The 18,866-nt window shown below is 39.4% G+C and carries 17 protein-coding genes; 13 read left to right on the forward strand and 4 right to left on the reverse strand.

Annotated features, from left to right (window positions below; all coding sequences use genetic code 11):
• The first annotated feature begins 190 nt into the window (after nt 1-190).
• Together rpmE and H5079_RS08000 are read left to right on the forward strand one after the other, a co-directional pair.
• Entirely contained in the window at nt 191-406 is a 216-nt protein-coding gene (rpmE, locus tag H5079_RS07995) for a 50S ribosomal protein L31 (RefSeq protein ID WP_011329369.1), read from the forward strand.
• A 544-nt stretch (nt 407-950) separates the two neighbouring features.
• Complete coding sequence (locus H5079_RS08000; RefSeq protein WP_011329368.1) at nt 951-2,192, forward strand: malic enzyme-like NAD(P)-binding protein; 1,242 nt, start codon at nt 951-953, stop codon at nt 2,190-2,192.
• Nucleotides 2,193-2,290: 98 nt separating this feature from the next.
• On the opposite strand, the gene metJ is transcribed toward H5079_RS08000, so the two are convergent.
• Nucleotides 2,291-2,611 (reverse strand): met regulon transcriptional regulator MetJ, encoded by a 321-nt coding sequence (gene metJ, locus H5079_RS08005; RefSeq protein WP_006793094.1) that lies wholly within the window; start codon nt 2,609-2,611, stop codon nt 2,291-2,293.
• Nucleotides 2,612-2,810: 199 nt separating this feature from the next.
• On the opposite strand from metJ, the gene metB reads away from it, so the two are divergent.
• Both metB and H5079_RS08015 read left to right on the forward strand, forming a co-directional pair.
• Nucleotides 2,811-4,049: a cystathionine gamma-synthase gene (gene metB / locus H5079_RS08010; RefSeq protein WP_011329367.1), complete on the forward strand. Its 1,239-nt coding sequence runs from the start codon at nt 2,811-2,813 to the stop codon at nt 4,047-4,049.
• 5 nt (nt 4,050-4,054) lie between these two features.
• Entirely contained in the window at nt 4,055-6,400 is a 2,346-nt protein-coding gene (locus H5079_RS08015; RefSeq protein ID WP_179808007.1) for a bifunctional aspartate kinase/homoserine dehydrogenase II, read from the forward strand.
• A 91-nt stretch (nt 6,401-6,491) separates the two neighbouring features.
• Here the strand turns inward: H5079_RS08015 and H5079_RS08020 are convergent, their stop codons facing one another.
• A complete protein-coding gene (locus H5079_RS08020; protein ID WP_011329365.1) occupies nt 6,492-9,002 on the reverse strand; it encodes a penicillin-binding protein 1A in 2,511 nt (836 codons plus the stop codon).
• A 131-nt stretch (nt 9,003-9,133) separates the two neighbouring features.
• On the opposite strand from H5079_RS08020, the gene H5079_RS08025 reads away from it, so the two are divergent.
• The 9 genes from H5079_RS08025 to H5079_RS08065 all read left to right on the forward strand — a co-directional run bounded on the left by H5079_RS08025 (nt 9,134) and on the right by H5079_RS08065 (nt 18,274).
• A complete protein-coding gene (locus H5079_RS08025; RefSeq protein WP_182683866.1) occupies nt 9,134-10,213 on the forward strand; it encodes a pilus assembly protein PilM in 1,080 nt (359 codons plus the stop codon).
• Nucleotides 10,201-10,773 carry a PilN domain-containing protein gene (locus H5079_RS08030; RefSeq protein ID WP_011329363.1) on the forward strand — a complete coding sequence of 191 codons (573 nt, stop codon included), beginning with the start codon at nt 10,201-10,203 and terminating at the stop codon, nt 10,771-10,773. The genes H5079_RS08025 and H5079_RS08030 overlap by 13 nt, the downstream gene beginning before the upstream one ends.
• Nucleotides 10,763-11,365: a type 4a pilus biogenesis protein PilO gene (locus tag H5079_RS08035; protein WP_182683908.1), complete on the forward strand. Its 603-nt coding sequence runs from the start codon at nt 10,763-10,765 to the stop codon at nt 11,363-11,365. The genes H5079_RS08030 and H5079_RS08035 overlap by 11 nt, the downstream gene beginning before the upstream one ends.
• On the forward strand, nt 11,365-11,901 hold the full coding sequence (locus H5079_RS08040; protein ID WP_011329361.1) for a pilus assembly protein PilP: 537 nt from the start codon (nt 11,365-11,367) through the stop codon (nt 11,899-11,901). Before H5079_RS08035 ends, H5079_RS08040 begins: the two co-directional genes overlap by 1 nt.
• Nucleotides 11,888-13,978 (forward strand): type IV pilus secretin PilQ, encoded by a 2,091-nt coding sequence (locus tag H5079_RS08045; protein ID WP_182683867.1) that lies wholly within the window; start codon nt 11,888-11,890, stop codon nt 13,976-13,978. Before H5079_RS08040 ends, H5079_RS08045 begins: the two co-directional genes overlap by 14 nt.
• A gap of 442 nt (nt 13,979-14,420) precedes the next feature.
• Nucleotides 14,421-14,939 (forward strand): shikimate kinase AroK, encoded by a 519-nt coding sequence (aroK, locus tag H5079_RS08050; RefSeq protein WP_008466255.1) that lies wholly within the window; start codon nt 14,421-14,423, stop codon nt 14,937-14,939.
• Nucleotides 14,940-14,967: 28 nt separating this feature from the next.
• Entirely contained in the window at nt 14,968-16,038 is a 1,071-nt protein-coding gene (aroB, locus tag H5079_RS08055) for a 3-dehydroquinate synthase (protein WP_011329359.1), read from the forward strand.
• On the forward strand, nt 16,038-17,363 hold the full coding sequence (locus H5079_RS08060) for an AAA family ATPase (RefSeq protein WP_182683868.1): 1,326 nt from the start codon (nt 16,038-16,040) through the stop codon (nt 17,361-17,363). Before aroB ends, H5079_RS08060 begins: the two co-directional genes overlap by 1 nt.
• 53 nt (nt 17,364-17,416) lie before the next feature.
• Nucleotides 17,417-18,274: a Dam family site-specific DNA-(adenine-N6)-methyltransferase gene (locus H5079_RS08065; protein ID WP_011329357.1), complete on the forward strand. Its 858-nt coding sequence runs from the start codon at nt 17,417-17,419 to the stop codon at nt 18,272-18,274.
• On the opposite strand, the gene H5079_RS08070 is transcribed toward H5079_RS08065, so the two are convergent.
• Entirely contained in the window at nt 18,231-18,416 is a 186-nt protein-coding gene (locus H5079_RS08070) for a DUF2970 domain-containing protein (RefSeq protein ID WP_182683869.1), read from the reverse strand. The genes H5079_RS08065 and H5079_RS08070 overlap by 44 nt on opposite strands.
• A 2-nt stretch (nt 18,417-18,418) precedes the next feature.
• On the reverse strand, nt 18,419-18,715 hold the full coding sequence (locus H5079_RS08075; RefSeq protein WP_182683870.1) for a hypothetical protein: 297 nt from the start codon (nt 18,713-18,715) through the stop codon (nt 18,419-18,421).
• Nucleotides 18,716-18,866 lie beyond the last annotated feature (151 nt).

Below are 18,866 nucleotides of genomic sequence, written 5' to 3' on the forward strand. Positions count from 1 at the left end.
ATACAGCTAAAAACCTACTACCAAATAACCTTGTTTACTCAAAATGGTTGTTTTTTTAGCAAAAATACTAATTAATGCTTGTGTGCTTGATGGTTGTTGGATAAAATCCGCCACCAATAAATTTGTTTTAACGACGTATGGTGCCAGACTCCGGGTTTGGAGAGCGATGCGGCCTTAACTAGAGGTTTCTATGAAAGAAGGTATTCACCCTAAGTACGAAGTAATTTCTGCAACTTGTTCATGTGGAAACGAATTCGAAACTAGCTCTACTCTGTGTAAAAATATTCACCTAGACGTTTGTTCTGCGTGTCACCCGTTTTACACTGGTAAGCAAAAGATTTTAGACACTGGCGGACGTGTTGATCGTTTCAACAAGCGTTTCGGTGCACTTGGTAGCAAAAAGTAATTATTGCTATTTAGTTAAAAAAAGCATCTTAGGATGCTTTTTTTATGCCTAAAAATCCTCTAACTTCCCCCTAACCTCGCTAGTTTTAAGTTTATTGCTTTTGCATAACTATTTCCTGTTCTTATTCTCGGTATGCATAAACCTTTGCAGACAAATGACCTAATATTCTCTATATTTTTAATAGCTAAATTTTAAACTCGGTTTCTAAAAGTAGCCAACATGAAGCTATGTGTTGTTAAAGCAGAATAAATAATCGCTTTTAGCTGATTTTATTCACATTTTAAAAACGCTGTTTTGTGAATAATACTTTTAACTAAAATAAGCTTGAAAAGTGCCTTTTAGCACAATTTATATTTATGAAAAGTAGCGATGTTTTTATCGAAGTTGCTGAAAATTCGCTTAAAATTAACAGATCTAGCATATAACAGGATAGACCTGATATTGCTTGGAATTTAAAAATAATAAGGGTATCGTACTTTAAGGCATGTTAAGTGTCGCTTTACTCCCTCTCACTTTAACTTAAATTGCAGGATATAATCGCGTTATGTCGGACTTTCGTGAACAAGCACTACATTATCACTCTCACCCCGTTCCAGGTAAAATCAGCATTGAGCTAACCAAGCCTGCAGAAACGGCTCATGATCTCGCTTTAGCTTATAGCCCCGGTGTAGCTGAGCCGGTGCGTGAAATTGCTGCTGACCCTGTAAATGCCTATAAGTACACAGGTAAAGGTAATTTGGTTGCAGTGATCACCAATGGTACTGCTATTTTAGGTTTAGGAAATTTAGGGCCTTTAGCGTCAAAACCGGTAATGGAAGGCAAGGCGTTGTTGTTTAAACGTTTTGCAGGCATTGACTCAATTGATATTGAAGTAAAACACCGCACCACCGAAGACTTTATAAATACTGTGGCTAATATTGCTGATACTTTTGGCGGTATTAACCTTGAAGATATTAAAGCACCAGAGTGTTTTGAAATTGAAAAGGCGCTTATTGAACGCTGTAGTATTCCTGTTTTTCATGATGATCAGCACGGCACGGCTATTGTAACGGCTGCAGGCATGATAAATGCGCTGGAAGTGCAAGGCAAAGATATTGAAGATGCAGTTATTGTATGTTTAGGTGCCGGCGCTGCAGCGATTGCTTGTATGGAGTTATTAATTAAGTGTGGTGCACTGCGTGAACATATTTATATGCTTGATCGTAAAGGTGTTATTCACACTCGCCGTGATGATTTAAACGAGTACAAACAGTTATTTGCTAACAATACCGATAAGCGTACATTACAAGATGTAATTGAAGATGCTGACGTATTTGTTGGTGTGTCGGGCCCTAACTTATTATCGGCCGATGATTTAAAATTAATGGCAGCAAAGCCAGTCGTATTTGCTTGTTCGAACCCAGATCCAGAGATTGATCCGGCACTGGCACACGGCGCACGAAGCGATTTAATTATGGCAACAGGGCGCTCAGATTACCCTAACCAAGTTAATAACGTGTTGTGTTTTCCGTTTATTTTCCGTGGTGCACTTGATGTGCGTGCTAGTGAAATTAACGATGAAATGAAAATTGCAGCAGTTGAAGCTATTCGTAGTATTGCCAAAGAGCCGGTTCCACCAGAAGTACTAAAAGCTGCCGGTGTCGATAAGCTAGCGTTTGGTGCAGAGTATATTATTCCTAAGCCTATGGACCCGCGTTTATTGCCGCGTATTGCTAAAGCAGTTGCATTAGCAGCCATTGCTTCAGGCGTAGCGCAAATAGAGCTGCCAGCAAACTATATGGAATAAGCAGCATTATGTTGCTCGGTATTAAGTTACTTCAGTGTAATTTATAGCCATAAAAAAACCTCAGCATGGCTGAGGTTTTTTTGTTTAAAAGCCGCTGTTTAGTCTTCGTTTAAAACAGGAACTTCTAAGCCCATTTCTTGCATTATTTTTTTCACTTCTTCAGGCACTTTTTCGGCGTTATCTTTACGTAAATCATCATCGTTAGGTAACGGTTGCCCAGTAAACGCATGCAAAAATGCTTCACATAATAGCTCGCTATTAGTTGCATGGCGTAAGTTATTAATTTGCCTACGGGTGCGTTCATCGGTTAGTACTTTTAATACATTTAGCGGGATCGAAACGGTGATCTTTTTAACTTGCTCTGATTTTTTCCCGTGTTCTGCGTATGGGTGAATATACTCGCCATTCCATTTTGCCATAAGATGTATCGTTGCCTCAGATTATTAATTGCTCACCCTACTAAAAAATAGCGCGAATATGCGTGAAATTCTATCGATTTAAACAAATTAGTCAAATACTTGTTGCACAGATGGCTAGGTGTTTAAATGTTTTGACTTCTTAAGTTGAATGAATTACTGTTTTAGACGTCTAAACATCTAAATAAAGCAGGTAATAAATATGAGTGAAAAAAATAAAGCGACAATTGCAGTTCGCAGTGGTGTCGATGCTGATAAGCACCATGGCGCGGTTGTGCCTCCGCTGTATTTATCAACCACTTATTCGTTTGCCGACTTTGATACAAAACGTCAATATGACTATGGCCGCAGTGGTAATCCAAATCGTGATACTTTAGCCCAAGCACTCAGCGAACTCGAAGGTGGTGCTCGCGGCATTATTACTGCAACAGGAATGGCTGCCGTACATTTAGCCACTCAGCTGCTTAATAGTGACGATACGTTAGTGATCCCCCATGATTGTTATGGCGGCAGCTATCGCTTATTTACCTCATTACAAAAGCGCGGCCTATTAAAACTCGAAGTGTTAGATTTAACTAAACCAGAAAGTTTGCAGCAAATTTTAGTAATCAAACCTAAGTTAATTTGGATAGAAACCCCTAGTAACCCTATTTTACGTTTAACTGATATTAAAGCAGTAACCGATATTGCGAAACAATGCGGTGCTTTGGTAGCCGCAGATAACACTTTTTTATCGCCTGCATTACAAAACCCGATTAAATTTGGCGTTGATATTGTGGTGCACTCAACCACTAAGTACATAAATGGCCACTCAGACGTGGTTGGCGGTGCGGTTATTGCTGCAACTGACGAACTAGGTGAAGAACTGGCTTGGTGGGCAAATAATATTGGTATAACGGGGGCACCGTTTGATAGTTACTTAACTTTGCGTGGCTTGCGTACTTTAAATGTACGCTTACGGCAGCATCAAGAAAATGCCTTAGCTATTGCTAAGTACCTTGAAAGCTCAAAATTTGTTAGCCAAGTATATTACCCGGGGCTAGAGTCGCATCCACAACATGAATTGGCTAAAGCACAGCAACTTGGTTTTGGTGGCATGGTTAGTTTTGACATTAAAGGTGATGTAAATGACGCAGCTGCATTTTTAACAAACCTTAAAACATTTAGCTTAGCTGAATCTTTAGGTGGCGTAGAGAGCTTAATATGCCACCCAGCAACAATGACGCATGCAGGAATGGAAGCCGAGGCTCGTTTAGCCGCTGGCGTTGGCGATACGCTTATTCGTGTGTCGGTAGGTATTGAAGATGTAGCAGATTTATTAGCAGACTTTGATCGGGTATTTAATTTAGTGCAACCAGGTCAGCACAATAACGCAGGTAAAGCAGGTGCTAGCGCAAGTAGTAATGTTAAATTGAGCGCTGCTCACCCGGCGTTGTGGTAATTAATATGACTAATAATATTCATAAATTTGGTGGTTCGAGTTTAAGCTCAGCCGAGCGCTATAAAAGCGTTGCAAAAATAATTTTAGGGCAAGCTCAGCCCGGTGATTGTGTAGTGGTATCGGCTGCAGGAAAAACCACAGATACATTAGTAAAACTGTGGCAAAGTTATCAGCAGCACGATACTCAAGCGCTCGCTGATATTGTATTGCAATTAAACAATCATCAAAGTGATTTAATAACGCAGCTACTGCAGGGCGATTTAAAGCGCAGCGCCTTAACCACTCTAAATGAAGAGCTAAGTTTAGTTGCTAAATTAGCGAGTACTGAGCAGTTGCAAGAAGCGGCGCTACTCGCCCATGGTGAGTTGTGGTCAGCTCGTTTGCTCGCAGCGTATTTACAGCAACTTAATGTTGCTGCATGCATGCAAGACGCAAGAGGCTTGTTTACGCTAAGTGATGGACAATTATTGCATAGCCAAAATACGCAGCAGTGTAGTGAGCTTATTAGCCAGCACAAAATTAACGTGGTAACAGGGTTTATTGCGGCTAATACCCAAGGCGATACGGTCACTCTTGGTCGCAATGGTAGTGATTACAGTGCAACCTTATTGGCAAGTTATTGCAATGCTAAACAAGTATATATTTGGACCGATACACAAGGGATATTTAGTACCGACCCACGTAAAGTTAACAAGGCCATTAAATACGCTAAGGTATGTAGAGCGCAAGCTAACTTATTGGCAAGATTAGGTAACCCCGTTTTACACGCTAAAACATTATCGCCACTTAAAAATACCGATATAAAGCTTGCGGTGCGCAGTAGTTTTGACGTGCAAGCAAGCTCAACAAATGTAGTGAAAGAGGGCTGTGTAAAACAAAAACGCTTTATTACTACATTAGAAAATATAGATTTACTTAGTGTTGAAGGGCTAGTTGAGGGTGAGGTAACTCAGGTTAGCCAGCTTATTCAACATAGTTTGCATCATTTTAGTAGCGCGGGTGAAACTTACCTAATAGTACCTGCAGTAGCGACCCATCAAGTAGTTAGTTACTTTGCAGGAAGAGCCAATATTAGCGAGTCTAACCTACATGGTTGCGCGCTAGTTGCTCCTGAGCAAGATATAAACTTATTGAGTACTCAGGCACGCGAGTTGCTCAATTTGCATAATATTGAACCTCGCTTTGTGCATCAAGATAGTGGTTATGTATTGCTACTGACGGATCAGCTTATTGATAGTGATGTGCTTAATGTGCTGCACGATAAACTGATCACTAAAGGCCAAGAAATTGCCTTAATAGTGGCAGGGCTTGGTAACGTAGGGGATGTATTTGTTAGCCAACTATCGGCGCAGCTAGCACGCTTATCAACCGACTTTAATATTAAGTTAGTGGGATTAGCACGTTCGCAAAAACTGCTATTTAATCCCAGCGGCATAAATGTACAGCACTGGAAGAACCAATGGCAGTTAGAGGCTGTTGACTATAGCAGCCAAGATTTATTAACCGCTATTGGCCAGCTTGATTACGAGCATAAAGTGGTTATAGATATAACCGCCAGCGAGCAATTTAGTCAGTTATACCCAGATTTTGTTGCGCTTGATTGTCATTTAATTAGTGCTAATAAGTATGCTGGTACCGCGCCAACTCCTTGGTATAAAGCGTTGCAGCACAATATTGCGCAGCGCAATTTATATTGGCGCTATAACGCTAGTGTGGGTGCCGGTTTACCAATTAATTTTGCCCTTGCAGATTTACAAAACAGTGGCGATAAAATAACACGTATAGAAGGTGTTTTTTCGGGTACGTTATCGTGGTTATGTAGTATGTATAATGGCGCAACTGCATTTTCTGAGTTATTACTTGAAGCGCAACAAATGGGTTTTACTGAACCCGATCCGCGCGAAGATTTATCGGGGCGAGATATGCAGCGTAAGCTACTTATTTTAGCGCGAGAGTTAGGGGTTGAATTAGACCTTAACGACATTGCCTTAGCGCCGTTAATGCCCGATGAGCTAGCACTAGGTAGTTGGGATGACTTTTTAGCTAATAAACATAAGCTCGACACTTTTATTGAAGAGCATGCACGCAATGCAAAATTACAAAACGCGGTACTTCGTTATACAGGTTTACTGAGTATTGAGCACGATAGCGTAACGGCCAAAGTAGGGTTAGCGTATGTTACGCCCAATGACGCATTAGCAAACTTAACCCCGGGTGATAATATTTTTGTTATTAACAGCCAGTGGTACAGCAATAATGCCTTGATTATACAAGGCCCAGGTGCTGGTAAGGAAGTGACTGCAGCAGGCGTTCATTCTGACTTATATTGGCTGATAAAAAACTTAAAGTAATAATTAAATAAAACAAAAAACGGCAACCTAAAAAGGTTGCCGTTTTTTTTAGCGTAATTAATCATTTAGCTAATGAGAGGTGTGCTTATGGTTAAAATAGCTCTTCTTCTGTTTTGGTGTTTTCTTCAAAAATATCGCTTGGCTGCGAAAGCACATAACTAGTTGGGGTAGTGCCTTTTTCAAAGTATTCAAAGCGGCTAGTGTAATCATTTTTGTGGCTTAATAAGCCAGTCGCTAAATCAATACGAATAGAAACTAATCCTTCAGGTGGTTCAATTGGCGCTTCTGGTTGCCCATCAAGAGCTGCCCTCATAAATTCATTCCATGCGGGTTGAGCTGTTTTAGCGCCCGATTCAGCCCCTGTTATTTGACCACTATCAAGGTTGTTGTTATAAGCAGAACGACCTAGAGTATTGCCAGGGTTGTCAAAGCCAACCCATACTGAGGTGAGTACATTGCGGTTAAAACCACTAAACCAAGTGTCAACAGAATCGTTTGTGGTACCTGTTTTACCCGATAAATCACGACGCCCTAAACGCTGTGCTCGCCATGCAGTCCCCGTCCAGCCTGTTTTATTGCTCCAGCTTCCGCCGCCCCAAATTGCGCTGTTCATAGCGTCTGCAATTAAAAAAGCATTTTGTTTAGAAATAATACGTGGGGCACATTGCACTGTTTGCTGCGCTTTTTCACCTTGCTCAGTATTTTCTATCGTTAGGCTGCTGTTATTTTCGATAGCGAGGGGCTGCGTGTTCTCATCGCAGGCTAGGGCTGGGTTTGCTTTAAATAACACTGTACCAAAGGCATCTTGAATTTCAGATATAAAATACGGTTCTATTAAATGCCCGCCATTAGCAAACGCGCTCATACCACGAGCAAGTTCTAATGGAGAAATGGAAGCACTACCAAGCGCTAAGGATTCACTGCGGTTAATGTCTTTATTATCAAAACCAAATTTGAGTAAATGATCGGCAGTACGTTGCAAGCCTACACCACGTAGAAGACGAACCGAAATAACGTTTTTAGATTGCGCCAATGCGCGGCGAATACGAATTGGGCCATTATAAACTGCAGGGCTGTTTTTTGGGCGCCATGCAATACCTTGGCTTTTATCCCATTGATTAATTGGAGCGTCGTTTAAAATGGATGCTAAAGTGTAGCCTTTTTCCAGAGCTGCAGAGTAAATAAAGGGTTTAATGTTTGAGCCGACTTGGCGTTTAGCTTGCACTGCACGGTTGTACTGGCTTTGCTCAAAACTATAACCACCAACAATTGCTTTAATACGGCCATCTTGAGGGTCTAAAGACACAATGGCACTAGAGGCTTCAGGAATTTGACTCAATAAATAATTATTATCGTCGTTTTTACGTAGCCATATTTGTGCACCTGGTACTAATATTTCAGTTGCAGCTTTAGGAGCAAAACTTTGGCGGTAACGCGTAATATATTTACGTGCCCACTTTAAGTTATCCCATGTAAGTGTTGCCAGTTCACCATTTTTTAGTAAAACGTCGGCTGTTTTTTCGTTAACTGCCAATACCACTGCTGCTTGTAAGTCGCCAAGCTGTTTTACGTCTTTTAGCTGGTTAAGAATTTGCGCTTGGCTTAATGCTGGTTGTGTTTGCGCATCCCATAATAAACGCTCTGGACCTCTAAAACCGTGGCGCATATCGTAACTATGTAAGTTATTTACTAAAGCCGTTTGCGCAGCTTGTTGAACGTGGGACTCTACCGAGGTAAATATTTTAAAGCCAGAGTTATACGCTTTATCAATACCGTATTTAGCAACCATTTCTGCACGCACCATTTCAGATATATAAGGTGCGTATAAATCTATTTCAGCGCCATGAAAAACGGCCGTTATAGGTTGATTAATAGTCTCTTCATATTCGCTTTGGGTTATATAACGTTCAGACAACATTCTACCAAGTACGACATTACGACGCGCTTTAGCACGCACTGGATTGCGAATAGGATTAAGCGCTGAAGGTGCTTTTGGCAGGCCGGCAATCATTGCCATTTGCGCAAGGGTTAAGTCTTTTAGTTCTTTACCGTAATAAACTTGCGCTGCTGCACCAATACCAAACGCCCTATTACCTAATTCAATTTTATTTAAATACAGCTCAAGAATTTCGTTTTTGCTTAATAAGTTTTCAATATGTATCGCGATAAAAATTTCTTTTACTTTACGAATGTAGGCTTTTTCGCGGGTTAAGAAAAAATTACGTGCTAGCTGCATAGTAATAGTACTAGCGCCTTGTTTTTTCTCTCCGGTAGATATAAGTACAAGCGCAGAGCGGACTATACCTATTGGGTCAATACCAAGGTGATCATAAAAGCGGCTGTCTTCGGTGGCTAAAAATGCATTAATGAGGGGTTGTGGTATTTGGTCTATTGTGACCGGAATTCGTCGTTTTTCACCAAATTGATTGATCAACAGACCATCTTTAGTGAATACTTGCATAGGAGTTTGTAATTGCACGTCTTTTAAAACTTGCACACTTGGGATATCAGGTTTAACGTAATAATAAAGGCTGAACAAAGTGATCAGTCCAAATAATGTGCAAATGATAAAAAATTGTAAAGTTCTTTTTAATAAAATCACTGATATTTCCCTAAATGGACTCCCAATTACAAGTTGAGGCTGCTAGTATATATTGATTAAAAAATGAATAGTATTTTTTCAGATAAGAATTATAACTTGTTTATTATTAAAACAAAGGCAAAGTTGCAAACATGCTAAGTCAACTATTTAAAAAGCCATCGCCGATGATGGTAGGCATTGATATAGGATCGCACTCTATCAAAGCTGTACTGTTAAGTGAAACAGACACTGGGCTTCGATTAGAAGCACTTGCAATTGAACCTATGCCAAAAGGCGCCATGAGTGAGCGTACTATTCAAGATATTGAAGCAATTGGTAATGTAATAACTAAATTAAAACGAAAATTACCTAAATCACTAAAAGAAGCTGCGGTGGCTGTTTCAGGCCAGACCGTAATCACCAAGGTGATTTTCATGGATGTCACCTTAAGTGACGCTGAATTAGAATCGCAAATTGAAATTGAAGCAGACAGCTTAATTCCTTATCCATTAGATGAAGTTAATCTTGATTTTGAAAAGCTATCAACCAATGCCGCCGATCCTAGTAAAATGAATGTATTGCTTTCGGCTGCGCGTACTGAAAGCGTTGAAGCACGTGTTGGCGCGTTAGAAGCGGCTAACTTAGTTGCTAAAGTGGTTGACGTAGAAAGCTACGCATTAAGCCGAGCAATGGATGTGTACTATCAACAGTTACCAAGTGATGCATTTAATAAGTGCGTTGCAATTGTTGATATTGGCGCGGTATTAACACTCGTAAGTGTAGTGCAAGCGGGCGATACAATTTATACCCGCGACCAAGTGTTTGGTGGCGATCAATACACTAATAGTATTGTTGCCTATTATAATAAAGGCTTTGATGAAGCTGAAATTGGTAAAGCAACCGGCGACTTACCACCAAATTATACCTTTGAAGTACTTGCACCTTTTCAAACAGCCTTGCTACAACAAGTGCGCCGCGCGGTGCAAATGTTTTTAACCACCACGGGTAAAGATCAGCTAGATTATATTGTATTAACCGGTGGTACAGCTATGATTAGCGGTTTTGAGCGCTTATTAGTCGAAGAGTTAGGTATACACACAATTGTAGCCGAGCCATTTGTAAATATGGAAATATCTCCTAGAGTTGACCGTAATGTATTACAGCGTCATCGCACGCAATTTGCTATTGCAACAGGACTCGCTTTGAGGAGCTTTTCATCATGCCACATATAAATTTACTGCCTTGGCGTGAACTACAGCGTGAAGACTCAAAAAAGAAGTTTATTACTTCATTAATTGCAGTTGTTGTTTTGTGTTTTTTGAGTATGTATTTATTGAGCTCATTTTATGGCGCTTTAAAAGAGGGGCAAAATCTAAAAAACAATTACCTTAGTGCAGAAATAAGTATGCTAGATAAAGAAATAAGAGACATTAGAGAGCTAGATAAGAAAAAAGAAAACCTGCAGCAGCGTATGCGCTTAATTGAAAATCTGCAAAGGAGTCGTAATTTAGGCACGCAAATTATGGATGAAGTCGCAAAAATAGTACCTGCAGGGGTTTATTTAACTAAGCTAGAGCGACGCGGTAATCAAATTCATGTACTTGGAAAAAGCGAATCGAATAATCGCCTTTCAACCTTGTTACGTGAAGTGCAAGGTTCTTATTTATTAGAGCGCCCAGTAATGCAAGGTATTGTTGCTGGCGATAAATCGTCGCGTTTGTTGAGTGATTTTAATATGGAATTTTATGTAAAACCATTCGATAAAATTGGCGAGGTACATGATGAACCTTGATTTTAAAGCTTTTAAAGATATAGATTGGAATGAAATAGAACTTGATAATATAGGTGAATGGCCGGTTATTGTTAAAGTTATTTGCGGTGCTTTTATTGCGGGTTTAGTGTTGTTTTTTAGCTATAGCTTATTAGTTTCGGATGAAATAGACAGTTATCATAACGCTTTAGCCAAAGAGGTGGAGCTGCGCACTACTTATCGCACCAAATATGCGGTAGCCAGTAAACTAGATATTTATCGGCTGCAAATGATTGAAATGGAAGATAAGTTTTCTCAGCTATTAAAACGCCTACCAACCTCTAATGAAACCCCAGGCTTATTAGATGACTTATCTTATGTGGGTACTACCAGTGGCTTAACCTTTTTAAAAATTGGTTGGTTGCCTGAAGTTGAAAAAGAATTTTATACCGAACTGCCAATAAAAATAGAAGTGGTAGGGACCTACCATGAATTTGGTCAGTTTGTAGGTAAAGTGGCTCAATTACCGCGAATTGTTAGTTTACATGACTTTTCTATTTTATCATCTGGAGAAAAGCAGTTAACATTTAGTGTGATTGCAAAAACTTATCGCTACGAAGAGGGGACTAAATAATGAATAAACTCCCTTTAGTGGCTATTTTTACAATGTTATTGAGTGGCTGTAATAGTGACACTTCTGAACAAAAAGAATTTATTGATCAGGTAAAAGCAAGTACAACCCCCAGAGTGGAAAAAATACCAGAGCTCATTCAGTTTGAGTATTTTGAATACAATGCAGGTCAATTGCGTAGCCCATTTGTAGCTCCACAACCTGAAATTATACAAAATAAGTTAACGCAAATTAAAAATTGTTTGCACCCAGATCCAGATAGAGTTCGTGAGCCATTAGAAAAATATCCGCTAGATAATCTAGCGATGAAAGGCACATTAGGCTCTAATAGCCAAACATGGGCACTTATTACTGCTGCTGATGCAACGCTGCATAGAGTAACCGTAGGGAGTTACTTGGGCACTTACGACGGAAAAGTAAAAAAAGTGAGTAGTGACTATATTGAGTTAATAGAATTAATCCCTGATGGATCTGGCTGTTGGAAAGAGCGTCAGACTAAATTAGAAATGTTAGAGGCGACAATTGATGGCGCAAATTAATAACAAAAAAGGTCATACAAATATGTATAAGGATGTAGGTTCGCTTCATCGTGTATTGTCAGCTTTATTAGTGATTTTTACACTATTAATAGCCAAAACTGCGGTAGCTGAGCCGCTACTTTATGACGTGCGCTATAATCCATTATTAAAAGGCGAAACCGAACTACAACTGGTATTTGATGAAGAATTAACCCTGCAACCAAGTATTCAAGTGTTCAATAGCCCAGCGCGTATAGAAATGCTGTTTACCAATGCACAGTTAGATCAAGGGTTAGCCGATGTTGCTGTTAATTTGGCTGGAATAAATAATGTAACCAGCGTAATGACAAGTAACGGTTTAAAAGTAACGGTACATCTTGAGCGTTTGAAAATTTATGAAACCCAGGTTAATAATAATCTGGTCTCGCTGCGTATCTCTGATAATCCATTAACCGAGCAAGCGCTAACGACTGATGATGCTGCAGATAGCATTGGCGGTAGTTACATTAATCGTATTCAATCTATTGATTTTCGCCGTGGTGAAAAGGGCGAAGCTAAAGTATTGGTATTTTTGCAAGATACTCAAGCCGCAATAGAAGTACATGAAAGTGGCGGTAAAATTATTGCAGAGTTTCATCACACTGATATTTTAGATGATTTATTATACGAATTAGATGTACTTGATTTTGGTACTATCGTAAGCAATATAGAAACCTTTAAAGAAGATAACCTGAGCCGAATTGTTATTGAGCCAAACGCAGCATTTACGTTTACTTATCAGCAAATAGATAATATTTTTACCTTAAATGTTGAGAAAGACGAAACCCAAAATGCTTACCTTGATGGTGGTAAAGAATATCAAGGTCGACCAATGACCCTGAACTTTCAAGATATTTCGGTACGTGCAGTCTTGCAAATTATAGCCGGATACAACGACTTTAACTTAGTAACCAGTGATTCTGTAACGGGCAATATAACGCTACGTTTAGATGGCGTGCCATGGGATCAAGCGCTTGATGTGGTACTCAGAATAAAAGGTCTTGATAAGCGTATGGATGGCTCTATTTTAATGGTAGCCCCATCAGAAGAGCTTGCAGCACGTGAAGCAAAAGACTTAAAAGCAAAGCAACAAGTAGAAGATTTAGAGCCTTTGTACAGCGAGTACATTCGCTTAAATTATGCAAAGGCCGAAGATTTTGCAGATTTACTAAAAACGGACACTAACAGCATTATAACCCCAAGAGGGAGTGTGTCGGTTGATCAGCGTACCAATACATTATTAATGAAAGATACGGCAAAAAGTATCGAAAGCGTACGCCGCATGGTCGAAACGCTAGATATACCTGTAAAGCAGGTTGTAATTGAAGCGCGCATGGTAACCGTACGCGACAACGTTACAGAAGATTTAGGGGTACGTTGGGGCTTTAGTGATCAGCAAGGAACCGATGGTATTTCAGGCACCCTAGAGGGGGCTGAAAACATCTCTAATGGTAATATTCCAAGCTTGTCTGATAGATTAAATGTAAACCTACCAGTTGCTAACCCTTCAGCTAGCATAGGTATGCATATTGCTAAACTAGCTAATGGTACGTTAATTGATTTAGAGCTAACTGCGCTTGAAGAAGAAAATAAAGGTGAAATTATTGCTAGTCCGCGAATTACTGCGGCTAACCAGCAAAAGGCGAGGATTGAACAAGGTACCGAAATACCTTATGTTGAATCAGCCTCTAGTGGTGCGACAACAGTAAGCTTTAAAAAAGCAGTACTTAGCTTAGAAGTAACACCGCATATAACACCTGATAACAAAGTTATTTTGAATTTAATTATCACTCAAGATACCCGAGGTGATACAGTACAGACCGGAACAGGCCCTGCGGTTGCAATTGATACGCAACAAATTGAAACGCAGGTACTGGTAGAAAATGGCCAAACAGTTGTTTTGGGTGGTATTTTTCAACAGCAAATTATTAATTCGACCAAAAAAGTTCCTTTATTGGGCGACATTCCATACATTGGAAGACTGTTTAAAAGTACCAGTGAGTTTAACGAAAAGCGTGAACTACTGATTTTCGTCACTCCTAAGATACAAGTTGATTAGGGCGTGATTATATTTGAATATTGATTTTGCAGCACTCTACTTAGTTTACTAAGTAGAGAATATGCAGTGTGGTTACTTCCCAAAATATGCGATAGCAGCATAAAACCAACATGCGCTGCCCTTCGGGTGCACTCTAGTGTTATTTTGCGCTTTACTGTGTGAGTTTTACATAACATTACGTAGTAAAGTTATCAGTAATTTGATAAATACAACTTTGGATTGCACAAATTTTAACCATGAAAAATAAATACTCCCTAAAATAAGCTAATGTTTTGTTAACTAATGGATGATTATTTAGATTAATTGCTCGTTATATGGCTTTTTATGCTAATTGACTTGAAATACCCAACCGATTACTGAGATAATCCTCTCCTTAATTTTGGGGCCAGGTCGTTAGGCGGGGTTTTATTTCAAATTTTAGAGTTCGTTTGTACTAAAAGATATGGCTGAGAAACGTAATATATTTCTAGTTGGCCCCATGGGGGCTGGCAAAAGTACGATTGGTCGTCACATCGCTGACCAATTACACCTTGAATTTGTTGATTCTGATCAAGAAATCGAACGCCGTACCGGTGCAGATATTGCCTGGGTGTTTGATCTTGAAGGTGAAGAAGGCTTTAGACTTCGTGAAGAATCTGTTATTGGCGATCTAACCGAAATGCAGGGTATTGTACTTGCAACCGGTGGTGGTTCAGTAATGAGTAAAGAAGTTAGAAACAAGCTTTCGGCTCGCGGTATTGTAGTATACCTAGAGACACCGATTGAAAAACAAGTTGCACGCACACAACGCGACAAGCGTCGCCCATTACTGCAAACAGAAGAAGCACCTCGTGATGTATTAGAACGTTTAGCAGAAGAACGCGAACCGTTATATAAAGAAGTGGCTGATTTTGTTGTACGCACTGATGAGCAAAGCGCTAAAGTTGTTGCTAACCAAATCATCGAGAAATTGGATTTTTAATTACTAATATTAAAGGAAATAGCTAAGCATGCTTGAATTATCTGTTAATTTAGACGAGCGAAGTTACCCTATTTATATTGGTCAATCTACACTTCAAGATAATGGCCGCCTAGTTCATCACATTGGTGATTGTCGGCCTATCATCATTACTAACGACACTATTGCGCCTTTGTATTTACAAGGCTTATTAGCGCAGTTAGCAACATTGAATCCACTGCACTTTATTATTCCTGATGGCGAGCAATATAAATCGCTTACCTGGTTTGAAAAAATATCGGCATTTTTACTCGAAAATAACTGTGGTCGTGACACCTGCTTAATTGCATTAGGTGGCGGCGTTGTTGGTGATTTAACTGGTTTTGTTGCTGCATGTTATCAGCGTGGCATTCCCTTTATTCAAATGCCAACGACACTATTATCACAAGTTGATTCGTCGGTAGGTGGAAAAACAGCGGTAAATCATCCACTAGGTAAAAATATGATTGGGGCATTTTACCAGCCACAAGCCGTTTTTATCGACACACAATCATTACATACTTTACCTGCGCGCGAGTTTGCAGCCGGTATGGCTGAAGTGATTAAATACGGTTTGATTTACGATACTGAGCTATTTGCTTACTTAGAGCAAAATGTTGAGCGTTTACAGCAATTAGATGAAGCCTGTTTACAGCATATAATTTATAGGTGCTGTGAAATTAAAGCGCTAATTGTAGCTCAAGACGAAAAAGAGCAAGGCCTAAGAGCACTATTAAACTTAGGTCATACCTTTGCGCACGCAATTGAAGCGCAAATGGGGTACGGTGTTTGGCTACATGGCGAAGCAGTAGCAACAGGTATGGTACTTGCTGCAAAACTAGCATATACACGCCAAGATTTAACCGCTGAGGACGTTACGCGTATCTCTGGTTTAATTGCGCAATATAGCTTACCCACGCAGATCCCGGCGGTAATGACCAGCGAGCATTTTTTGCAGCATATGCGTAAAGACAAAAAGAATAAAAAGGGTACTATCCGCTTTATTCTGCCCACCCAATTTGGACAATGTGCATTAGTGGATGATGTTTCAGATGACCAAGTTCGAGCGTTAATCGAGCAATAATGCAGCCACAAATTTTACCAAGCCGTGCGGCATTGGTGGATAGAATCGCACTGCAATTTGAGTACGGACAAAACCTGATTGTTTTACTAGGCACCTCTGGCCTAGGTAAAAGCTACCTACTCGAAACTTTTATTACTGATAAATATAACGATTTTAATAAAGCATTTGTGCAAGTAACAGCGCAAATGACAGACATTCAATTAATGAGCGAGCTATTAGAGCAAAGCTTTAATGCACCTTTAATTGATCATAGCTTGAGCCTATCCGAAAACTTTTATCAATTATTACAACAGCAAGCTTGTGGCCCTTGTTTATGGGTGCTAGATAACGCCAGGCACTTATCAGAAGAATTACAGGTAGAGTTAGAACTACTGGCTAAAAACTCCCCCAGTACGCTTTATATTATGCTTGCTGCGCAGTCAAAACTGGCCTTTGCAGCGGCAATAAACATTCACTTAGAGCCATTAAACCAAAGTGAAAGTAAGCAGTTAATGCGTTGGTATTTTAGCGACCTGCCTTATGATGAAGACCCAGTTTATCAAGCTTTTATAGCTGCGGCTCAGGGTAATCCTAATTTATTACTGAGCTGGCAAGCAACAGAACATATAGCGGATGTTGTTGTAAAAGATAAAGTATCTTGGCGTTTGCATTTATTAATTTTGATGTTAATTATTCTGTTTTTAATAATTGGCTTGTTATATAAATCAGACATGACTCAATGGTGGCAACAATATTATCAGCAAGCTCAGCCTGAAGTACTCACAACGGCAATTTCGGTTAAGCAAATACAGCAGCCATTAGCGAATAGCGACAATAGCGACAATAGCGTTATTGCAGCGTCACCTAACTTACCTGCAAGCACAGTTGAGCTACAAACACCGCATAATGATGTGCCTGCAATTATGCAAAGTCTGACTGCGAAGCAAACAACTCCCAGCTCTAAAAATACACCATCGGTAGAGCCAAAGATATTAGCAGCGCAGCCACACAGTAATATTTCAGCTCAGGTTGAGAGCAAAATACTCACAGGTAATGCATGGTACTTACAACAGCCAGACACAAATACAGTTATTCAATTATTAGCGATTACTCAGCAACAAGTCAGTGCTGAATTTATTAGCCAGCATAAACTACAAAAAGTAGCGCATACCTATCAAACTAAAAGAAACAATAAAACTTGGTGGGTGGTAACAGTGGGTAGTTTTACTGATATGAATGCTGCAAAGTTAGCTATGAGCGCTTTGCCTGCAGAGGTTAAAATAAATAAGCCTTTCTATAAAAAAATAAGCAAAATAAAACAAGAAATTGTATTAGTTGATCAGTAAACTAAGCAACTTTAGTGTAAAATCGCGCAACACCAGATTGAAGTAAAGAGCCAATGCAGCAAAAGAGTAGAGCCTTCCTTAAATGGGCTGGCGGAAAATACAGTCTAGTTGAAGATATTAACGCGCGACTAAAGCAAGCTAGCCAGCAGGCTGATACTTTGGTTGAACCTTTTGTTGGTGCCGGCTCAGTGTTTTTAAATAGCGATTTTAAACACTATATTCTTAATGATATTAATGCCGATTTAATTAATTTATACAAAGAACTTAAAAACTCGCCCGATGAGTTTATAAGTGATGCTAAAAAGCTGTTTGTGGATTTAAATAATCATCCCGACGCTTACTACGAATACCGCGTGCAATTTAATCAAAGTAGCGATATATACGAACGCGCAATGCTGTTTTTATATATGAATAGACACGGTTATAACGGGCTTTGTAGGTATAACTTAAAGGGTATTTTTAATGTACCTTTTGGTAAATACAAAAAGCCTTATTTTCCCGAAAAAGAAATGTACTTTTTTGCTAAAAAAGCGCAACAGGCTACGTTTACCTGCCTTGATTACGATGACATTTTTAAACTAGTACCTAAAAATGCAGTTATTTATTGTGATCCACCGTATGTGCCTTTAAGTAAAACAGCCTCGTTTACCTCGTATGCTAAGGGCGGTTTTAATTTAGATGATCAAGCAAATTTAGCAAATTTAGCCGAGCAAGCGGCGTTTGAAAATGACACTCCAGTGCTTATCTCTAACCATGATACGGTATGGACGCGTAAAATTTATAGCCAAGCAACATTAGATCAAATTCAGGTAAAGCGCACTATTAGCCCCAAAGGGGGATCGCGTAATAAAGTGAGCGAACTAATGGCTATGTACTTAGCACCGAAACAACAATCGCGTAAATCGAAATAATAAAAACAATAAAAAGCATAATAGCTATTATGATAATGCTAACTGGCGAGTGGTGTTTAAAATCTGCGTGGCGTTTATTGTTAGATTGCACCCCAAAAAATGCAGCGAGTACACTTTGTAAGGCGCTAAAAAATTGTCGCATGTTTAAAATGATGGTTTTAAAGAGGGAAGCTTTTTAGAATCACCAGAGCTTGTAAGTAACTCTAATAAATCTAAATAATGAAACTGTGCACTGCGGCTATCGCCTGTTATCCATGAAGACCAAGACGATTCATCTACTATTTTAAGGCAAGCACTTACAGCTGTATCTGTAGAAGTTGTTTGTTTTTGCTGGCAATTGTTAATTGCCGTTAAATCTTGCTCAGAACTTGAGATAAAATTTAACGCTCCAACAAACAAAAATGCTGACGCCATTAATATCCCTGTTTTAAAAGCACGCATGATTTAAACCTAATAATTTGATCCTTTTTTAAGCATAACAAAAATTGCTTAAATAACAAACTTAAATTTTAGCATTAGCTTCTAAAGTCGAATAAAAATAAAGGCTTATCAATAATCTTTATTTTTATTAAGCCATTATATTTGTCGCGAT

Origin of the sequence: Pseudoalteromonas sp. SG44-5 (genome assembly GCF_014164175.1) — a bacterium.
Lineage (GTDB): Bacteria > Pseudomonadota > Gammaproteobacteria > Enterobacterales > Alteromonadaceae > Pseudoalteromonas > Pseudoalteromonas nigrifaciens.